This window comes from Brevundimonas sp. CURTG3B2_SDJG (assembly GCF_057364705.1).
In genome coordinates, this window is sequence record NZ_JBNFOJ010000136.1 from 1 (window position 1) to 7,914 (window position 7,914).

The window sequence follows — 7,914 nt, forward strand, 5'->3', positions numbered from 1 at the left end:
CGAGGTGCGGGCCGCCGCGGCCGGCGCCATCGTTGCGGGCCGGGCGGCGACGGCCGTGCTAGGGCCCAAGGCGGCGGCCGCCGCAGGCGCGGCGTTCAGGGACGCCCTGTTCGGCTGACCGTCAGGCGGGTATCCTGCCCCCCATGGCCCTTCTGGACTGGATCAGCGAAGCCAGCGGGCCCGTGGTGAAGGGCCGCAATGTGGTGCTGCGGCCTCCTCGGGCCGGCGATCACGAGGCGTGGGCGGCGCTGAGGCAGGGGTCGTACGCCTATCTCCAGCCGTGGGAGCCGACCTGGCCCGAGGACGACCTATCCAAGGCGGCGTTCAAGCGCCGGCTGGGGATCTACCAGCGGGAGATGGAGGCCGGGAACGCCTGGCCCTTCTTCGTCTTCACCGGAACCGACCGCACCCTGGTCGGCGCGATCACCCTGTCGAACGTTCGGCGGGGCGTGGCCGAAACAGGGACGCTGGGCTACTGGATCGGCCGGCCGTTCGCCGGGCGGGGACTGGCCACGGCCGCCGTGCGCGCCCTTGTCAGCTACGCGTTCGACGACCTGAACCTGCACCGGGTTGAGGCGGCCTGCGTGCCGACCAACCTGGCCTCGCGCCGGGTGCTGGAGAAGGCCGGTTTCGTACTGGAAGGCCAGGCGCGGGCTTATCTCAAAATTAACGGCGCATGGGCAGACCATCTTCTGTTCGGCTGCGTCAACGACGGAGCCGGACGCGGCGGCTGACGTCAGCCCCTGACAGGACCGGTCTCGCGTTTTGAACACTCGCTCCAGAAGTCTGGCCTGGGACGCGACGACCGCCATCGAGGCGTTGGCGGCCGCGGACGCCGCGCTGTGGATCTGGACGCCCTCCGAAGACCAGATGCGCTTCACCGGGGCGACCCGGTCGCTGGGCCTGGGGCCGCTGGCGCCGGAATGCTCGGGGGCCGCGTTCACGGCGGTGGCGATCCCGCAGGACCGGGCGCTGGCCGAGAAGATCCTGAAGCCCCAGGAAGAGGGAACCGAGGTCGCCGTGCGCCTGCGCATGCGCGACGCCGAGACTTGCATCTGGCGCGGCGTCTGGCTGGAAGACGGCCTGCGCGCGGCCGGCGTGGTGGCGCTGGAGACCAAGTTCGCCGCCTCGCACCGCGATCACCTGACCGGACTTCTGGACCGGCGCACCTTCATCGCCCGGGCAGGCGAGATCCTGACCCAGCCCGGCGATTACGAACTGGTGGTGGCCGACGTCGACCGCCTGCGCCGCCTGAACGAGGCCCTGGGCCACGAGCGTGCCGACCTGGTGCTGGCGGCCCTGGGGTCGCGGCTGAACGCCGCCTTCGCCCACGAGGCGCGCAAGCTGGACGCTCGCGCCGGCAAGCTGGCGGCCCCGGCCGGCGGCGCGGTCCATCTGGCCAACATGGTTCAGGACAAGGTCCGAGGCGGCGCGACGGTCCACTAGTCCTCCCGTCCGAAGGATGGGGAGGGGCGCCGCCTCGAGAAGGATTGCCGTTCGCCCCGGCTTCCTTTAGGGACTGCGCCCGCTCGCGCGCGCCGCAAGGGCTGCGCCCCAACCCCTCCGAGACCTCTATGGCGAAGATCAACGGCAACACCATCAAGCCCGGCATGGTCCTGCAAGTGAACGGCGGCCTGTGGGTCGTCACCAAGGCCAGCCACGTCAAGCCGGGCAAGGGCGGCGCCTTCGCCAACGTCGAGGCCAAGAACCTCGAGACCGGCAACAAGCTGAACGAACGCTTCCGCTCGGAAGACAAGGTCGAGCGCGTCACCCTGGAACAGCGCGACTATTCGTACCTGTACGACGGCGGCGAGACGCTGGTGTTCATGAACGACGAGACCTACGAGCAGATCGAGCTGCAGAAGGAATGGGTGGGCGAGGAACGCATCCCCTACCTGCAGGAAGGCATGAAGGTCGTCATCGAATCCCACGAGGATCGTCCGATCGGCCTGGAGCTGCCCGAGCAGGTGACCCTGGAGGTCGTCGAGACCGAGCCGACCGTGAAGGGCCAGACCGCCTCCTCGTCCTACAAGCCCGCCATCGCCAACAACGGCGTGCGCATCATGATCCCGCCGTACATGTCGGCCGGCGAGAAGATCGTCGTCGACACCACCACCGGCGAGTACGTCCGCCGCGCGGACTGACTACGCGGAGTGGTTAGTGATTAGTGGTTTGTGGTTGCTGGACCAGACGCCAGCGCGAGACCCCGAGGTTCGGTGTCAGCCACATCAATCACTAACCACTAATCACTAACCACTTCACCAGCTCCGTCGGGGCCGGTTTGCGTTTGAACTTCTCCGCCTGTCCGGCCACCGGCTTTCAGGACACGCGGACCAGGAGATTCCCCATGGCCCTCGCCTCCGCCCTGCTGCAAGTGATGATGGACGCGGTCCGCAAGACCGCCCGCCCGATGCTGCGCGACTTCGGCGAGGTCGCGAACCTGCAGACCTCGCGCAAGGGCCCGGGCGACTTCGTCACCGCCGCCGACATCAAGGCGGAAGAGACCCTGTTCGAGCTGCTGACCAAGGCCCGCCCCGGCTACGGCTTCCTGGGCGAGGAGCGCGGCATGGTCGAGGGCACCGACAAGTCGCACCGCTGGATCGTCGATCCCATCGACGGCACCACCAACTTCATCCACGCGATGCCCCACTTCGCCATCACCGTCGGGCTGGAGCGGTTCGCGCCCGACGGCGGCTCCGAGATCGTGGCGGGCGTGACCTACAACCCGGTCATGAACGAGATGTTCTGGGCCGAGAAGGGCAAGGGCTGCTATCTGAACGACGGCCGCATACGGGTCGCGGGCCGCAAGGATCTGTCGGAAAGCCTGATCGCCACCGGCCTGCCCTTCATCGGCAAGACCGGTCACGCCCAGGCGATCAAGGACATCCACGCGGTGGGCCAACGGGTCGCCGGCATCCGCCGCCTGGGCTCGGCCGCCCTGGACTTCGCCTGGGTCGCCGCGGGCCGGTACGACGCCTATTACGAACGCAACCTGAACCCTTGGGACGTGGCGGCGGGCGTGCTGTTCGTCACCGAGGCGGGCGGGCTGGTGACGACCATCGACGTCGATGGCGATCCGAAGAACGGCAAGCAGATCCTGGCCGCCAACCCGGACATCCACGGCGCCCTGCGCAAGGTGCTGCAGGCGGCGTAGCCTATCCGATCAAAGCCCTCGCCGCCGCCCGCGCCTCGTCCGTGACGGTGGCGCCGGACAGCATGCGGGCGATCTCTTCGCGGCGGTGATCGTCGTCCAGGGCGTCGACCGTGGTGGTGGTCAGGCCGCCGGCGTCGGACTTGCGGACCTTCCAGTGGGCGTGACCCCGGGCGGCGACCTGGGGACTGTGAGTGACCACCAGGACCTGGGCCCCACGCGACAGCCGCTGCAGCCGTGTGCCCACCGCCTCGGCGACCGCGCCGCCGACCCCCTGGTCGACCTCGTCGAAGATCATCACCGGCTGTCGCTGGTCCTCGCGGCCGGCCAGCGCCGCCTTCATGGCCAGGGCGAAGCGGGCCAGCTCGCCCCCCGACGCGATGGCGTCCAGGGGACCGAAGTCGGTCCCGGCGTTGGTGGCGATCTCGAACCGCACCGTCTCCACGCCCAGCGGCCCGCGGCGGCCCTCGGCGACCGGCTCAAAGGCGACGCGGAAACGGGCCCGGTCCAGCTTCAGCGGCGGCAGTTCGCCCATCACCGCGGCGGTCAGCCGATCGGCCGCGGCCTCGCGCGCCGAGGTCAGCAGCAAGGCGGCGACGTCATAGGCCTCGCGCGCGCCGAGGCTTCGCGTTCGCGGCGACGATGGCGTCGGCGCCCGTCTCGATCAGGCGCAGCTGCTCGCGGAACCTCTCCCGAAGGATCGGCAGCAGTTCGACCGAGGTGTTCAGCTTGCGGGCGGCCGCTCGCAGGGCGAACAGCCGCTCCTCGGCCTTGTCCAGGCGACCGGGCTCGAAGTCGAAGGCGTCCGCGGCCGCGTCGACGCAGGCGATGGCCTCCTCGGCCTCCACCAAGGTGCGGTCGATGGCTTCGGCGGCGGCGGTGAGCTTCCGCAGCAGCGGATGATCGGCCTCGGCGCCCGACTGGGTCGCGCGCTGGCGGGCGTGCTCGACGGCGCGCAGAGCCGCCGCCAGGTTCCGGGACAGCTTGTCCCCGCCCAGCGAGCCGCGCGCGTCGGCCAGGTCGCCGATCGCCTTCTCCGCGGCGCCCAGCAGCGCCCGTTCTCCGGCCAGTTCAGCCTCTTCGTCGGCGCGGGGATCCAGGGCGTCCAGGTCGGCCAGATTGAGAGTCAGCTCCTCGGCATGGGCCGCGGCGTCGGCGGCCGCCGCCTTGAGGTCGGCGACGGTCCGTTCGGCCGCCTTGAGCGCCTCCGAGGCGCCGGCGACGCCGGCCAACTGAGGCTGCAGGCCGCCGTAGGCGTCCAGCAGGGCGCGGTGGGTCTTCCAGTCCAGCAGGCCGACGGTTTCGTGCTGACCGTGGACCTCGACCAAGGCCTGGCCGATCTCGCGCAGGGCGGCGACCCCCGCCGGCTGGTCGTTGACGAAGGCGCGGCTGCGCCCGTCGGCCGAGACGATGCGGCGCAGGATCAGCTCCTCGCCCGGAGCCACGTCGAAGCCCTTATCGGCGATGAGTTCCAAAAGCGCGGCGTCGTCGGGCGCGGTGAAGACGGCCGTGGCGCTGGCCTGCTTGGCCCCCGAGCGCACCAGGCCCGCGTCGCCCCGCGCGCCCAGCGCCAGGCCCAGGGCGTCCAGGATGATCGACTTGCCCGCCCCGGTCTCGCCCGTCAGCACGGTCAGGCCTTCCCGGACCTCGAGGTCGAGGGCGTCCACCAGCACGATGTCGCGGATGGAAAGGGCGGTCAGCATGAGGGCGCGCGATTCGGCATCAGGGCGATCCTAGCGGGCGATCCGGTTCCCCACATCCGCTCATCCCGGCGGAGGCCGGGATCCGGATCCAACGCCCATCGAGGCCTGACTGGACGCCAACTACGTCAGAATCGGTCGCAACACATTCGTCATCTGGATCCCGGCCTTCGCCAGGATGAGCGGATGAGGCAGGATTCAGCCCGGGATCAGGCGACGCAGCCAGCTTTCACGCTGGCCGGTCGGGGCGGTCTCGGGCTGGGCGCCCTCTTCGGACAACAGGGCGTAGGCCTCGGCGTACCAGGGGCTGCCCGGATAGTTGAAGCCCAGAACGGAGCCGTTGCGGGTCGCCTCGTCCTTCAGCCCCAGGCTGAGGTAGACCTCGACCAGACGGTAGAGCGCCTCGGGCGTGTGCGAGGTACGCTGGAAGGCCTGGTTGTCGATGACGGTCTTGTACCGGTTGATCGCCGCTAGCGGCTGGTTGGCGCGCTGGTAGTAGCGGCCGATCGACATCTCCTTGCCGGCCAGCTGATCGTTGACCATGTCGATCTTGACCGTGGCGTCGATGGCGTAAGGCGTGCCGGGATAGCGCCGGGCGACGTCGCGCAGCCCGTCCAGCGCCGACTGGGCGTAGCCCTGGTCGCGGCCCACGTCGGTGATCTGCTCGAAATTGCAAATCGCCTTCATGTAGAAGGCGTAGGGCGCGCTCGGATTGCCGGGGAACAGGGCGATGAAGCGGTCAGAGGCGGCGATCGCCTCGGCGTAGTTATTGTTCTGATAGTAGGCGTAGATCTGCATCAGAATCGCGCGACGCGACCATTCCGAATAAGGGTGCTGCCGCTCGACTTCCTGGAAATAGTCGATGGCGTCCGCCCAGCGCTTGGCTTCGACGCGAGCGTAGCCGGTGTTGTAGAGCGCCTCGACCGGACGTTCCTCATAGGCCAGGCGCGGACGATTGCCGCGATTCATGCAGGCGGAGGTCGTCAGCGCCGACACGGCGACGACCGCCAGAATCAGGCCGGTGCGGATCTTCGAAGCAGACAAGGACGACCTCTATTCTTGGCCTACAGGCCCTCGGCCCGCTCAAGGCCCCTGAAACATGCATGCCGAAGGACCCCTGCCCGTCGGCGCCCCCGGAAGCGAGACGCGTTCTCTACACCAGCGGACAACGTCGCGCCAATGCACGAAGAACAGGCTTAAAAAGCGCTTCGCGCCTTGTGGCCACGCGATCCCCTGAATATGAAGCGCGCCAACGCGCGGCGGCATTGTCAGCCGGGCGATGACGGCGAAAGGATGACCGGACATGAAGCTGCTCTCTGGCAACTCCAACCGGACGCTGTCCCAGGCGATCGCCGCCCACCTCGACATGCCCCTGACCAAGGCCCAGGTGAAGCGCTTCGCCGACAACGAGGTCTTCGCCGTCATAGAGGAAAACGTCCGGGGCGAGGACGTCTTCATCCTGCAGTCGACCAGCTATCCGGCCAACGACAATCTGATGGAATTGCTGATCATGACCGACGCGCTGGTGCGCGCCTCGGCCAAGCGGATCACGGCCGTCATGCCCTATTTCGGCTACGCCCGGCAGGACCGGAAGACCGGCGGCCGCACGCCGATCTCGGCCAAGCTTGTGGCCAATCTGATCACCCGCGCCGGCGCCGACCGGGTGCTGACGATGGATCTGCACGCCGGACAGATCCAGGGCTTCTTCGACATTCCGACCGACAACCTGGTGGCCACGCCCGTGCTGGCGCAGGACATCAAGGAGAACTACGCCCGCGACAGCCTGATGATCGTGTCCCCCGACGTCGGCGGCGTGGTCCGAGCCCGCTCGCTGGCCTCGCGGCTCGACGCCGACCTGGCGATCGTCGACAAGCGCCGGCCCAAGGCGGGCGAGAGCGAGGTGATGAACATCATCGGCGACGTCGAAGGCCGACGCTGCATCCTGTTCGACGATATCGTGGATTCGGGCGGCACCTTGGTGAACGCCGCCAAGGCCCTGATCGACAAGGGCGCCACCGAAGTCTCGGCCTACATCAGCCACGGCGTCCTGTCCGGCCCGGCCGTGCAGCGTGTCGCCGACGGGCCGCTGAAGGAACTGGTGATCACCGATTCCATCGAGCAGCCTGACGAAGTTTTGAACTGCAAGAAGATCCGCCGCGTTTCGGTCGCCCCGCTGATCGGCGAGGCTATCCGACGGATCGCCAACGAAGAATCGGTCTCGAAACTTTTCGACTGAAGACGGAACGCCCTCCCCTCCCGCCTCATTGACGCCAGAAGCTTCGGCGTTGGTGGGGCCGGACTGATCGAGGAGCGTTCATGAAATCGGCCTTTCCCCTCCGCGGCCTGTGCGCCGTCGCGCTGACCCTGGCGCTGGCGAGCTGCGCCTCGAACACCGCACAGAAGGAAGCCGAGGCGGAGGCCGCGCGCCGCGCCGCCGAGATCGCCGCCCGCACGCCGCCCCCCATCGCCCTGAACGACAGCGTCGCCGAGGCGGCCTCGATCTATCTTTCGTTCAGCCGCGACATGGCGACGATCGAGGGCGGCTTCGCCGACGCCGAAGCGATCCAGGCCGCGCTGCGCCGGGGATCGGCCTACGACCCGGACCAGCTGTCGCGGGGGCTGGTCGCCTACGCCTCGATCCTGGCCCTGCAGTCGCCCGAGTTCGTGGCCGGAGTGCGCCAGTACGCCGTCGACAGGACCGTGCGCGAGCAGCTGGTCGCCAACATCGTCGCCGATCCGCGCTGGGCCTCCAGCCTGCCGGGCGCCGACGCGGGCGCGGGCCTGATCATGTCGGTGCTGCGCGAGGACATCTCCGCCCTGGGACGGGCCGCGGATTCGGTCGAGAACGACGCCTACGCGATCCAGAACGCCTGGGATCCCCGCCGGTCCTGGGGCGTGGCGCAGGTGAACGATCGCGACGGCCGTCTGCAGGCGGCAAAGACGCTTTCGGCCCAGGCCATGCTGCCGTCCGCCTCTGACGCGTCCCGCCTTCGGGGCCGCGGCGCACAGCGGCCAGGGGACTGGACGTGGCCAGCGATCGGCGCCCGGGCTCCGCCCTACCCG

5 protein-coding genes and 3 pseudogenes are annotated in these 7,914 nt (G+C 69.1%); 6 read left to right on the top strand and 2 right to left on the bottom strand.

Going from position 1 to position 7,914, the window contains the following annotated elements; genetic code table 11:
- Positions 1 to 143 precede the first annotated feature (143 nt).
- The 4 genes and pseudogenes from AC2W7C_RS10445 to AC2W7C_RS10460 all read left to right on the top strand — a co-directional run bounded on the left by AC2W7C_RS10445 (position 144) and on the right by AC2W7C_RS10460 (position 3,154).
- Positions 144 to 734, top strand: coding sequence for a GNAT family N-acetyltransferase (locus tag AC2W7C_RS10445; RefSeq protein ID WP_486001386.1), 591 nt, complete (start codon positions 144 to 146; stop codon positions 732 to 734).
- 31 nt (positions 735 to 765) lie between these two features.
- Positions 766 to 1,338: pseudogene (locus AC2W7C_RS10450) on the top strand (diguanylate cyclase domain-containing protein); the annotation flags it as partial.
- 236 nt (positions 1,339 to 1,574) lie between these two features.
- Positions 1,575 to 2,144 (top strand): elongation factor P, encoded by a 570-nt coding sequence (efp, locus tag AC2W7C_RS10455; protein WP_486001387.1) that lies wholly within the window; start codon positions 1,575 to 1,577, stop codon positions 2,142 to 2,144.
- A gap of 203 nt (positions 2,145 to 2,347) precedes the next feature.
- The gene (locus AC2W7C_RS10460) at positions 2,348 to 3,154 is read left to right on the top strand and encodes an inositol monophosphatase family protein (protein ID WP_486001388.1); all 807 of its coding nucleotides are present in this window, start codon (positions 2,348 to 2,350) and stop codon (positions 3,152 to 3,154) included.
- A 1-nt stretch (position 3,155) separates the two neighbouring features.
- Here AC2W7C_RS10460 and recN read toward each other — a convergent pair.
- Positions 3,156 to 4,854: pseudogene (gene recN / locus AC2W7C_RS10465) on the bottom strand (DNA repair protein RecN).
- Positions 4,855 to 5,049: 195 nt separating this feature from the next.
- Positions 5,050 to 5,895, bottom strand: coding sequence for an outer membrane protein assembly factor BamD (locus AC2W7C_RS10470; protein ID WP_486001389.1), 846 nt, complete (start codon positions 5,893 to 5,895; stop codon positions 5,050 to 5,052).
- 259 nt (positions 5,896 to 6,154) lie between these two features.
- Here AC2W7C_RS10470 and AC2W7C_RS10475 point away from each other — a divergent pair, with 259 nt between their 5' ends.
- Both AC2W7C_RS10475 and AC2W7C_RS10480 read left to right on the top strand, forming a co-directional pair.
- Positions 6,155 to 7,087 carry a ribose-phosphate pyrophosphokinase gene (locus AC2W7C_RS10475; protein ID WP_486001390.1) on the top strand — a complete coding sequence of 311 codons (933 nt, stop codon included), beginning with the start codon at positions 6,155 to 6,157 and terminating at the stop codon, positions 7,085 to 7,087.
- Positions 7,088 to 7,167: 80 nt separating this feature from the next.
- Positions 7,168 to 7,914, top strand: a pseudogene (locus AC2W7C_RS10480) (hypothetical protein); the annotation flags it as partial.

Excerpts from the sequence above, each read along its gene's own strand:
- AC2W7C_RS10445 (WP_486001386.1), top strand. The coding sequence starts at position 144 with ATGGCCCTTCTGGACTGGATCAGCGAAGCCAGCGGGCCCGTGGTGAAG.
- AC2W7C_RS10475 (WP_486001390.1), top strand. The coding sequence starts at position 6,155 with ATGAAGCTGCTCTCTGGCAACTCCAACCGGACGCTGTCCCAGGCGATC.
- AC2W7C_RS10460 (WP_486001388.1), top strand. The coding sequence starts at position 2,348 with ATGGCCCTCGCCTCCGCCCTGCTGCAAGTGATGATGGACGCGGTCCGC.
- efp (WP_486001387.1), top strand. The coding sequence starts at position 1,575 with ATGGCGAAGATCAACGGCAACACCATCAAGCCCGGCATGGTCCTGCAA.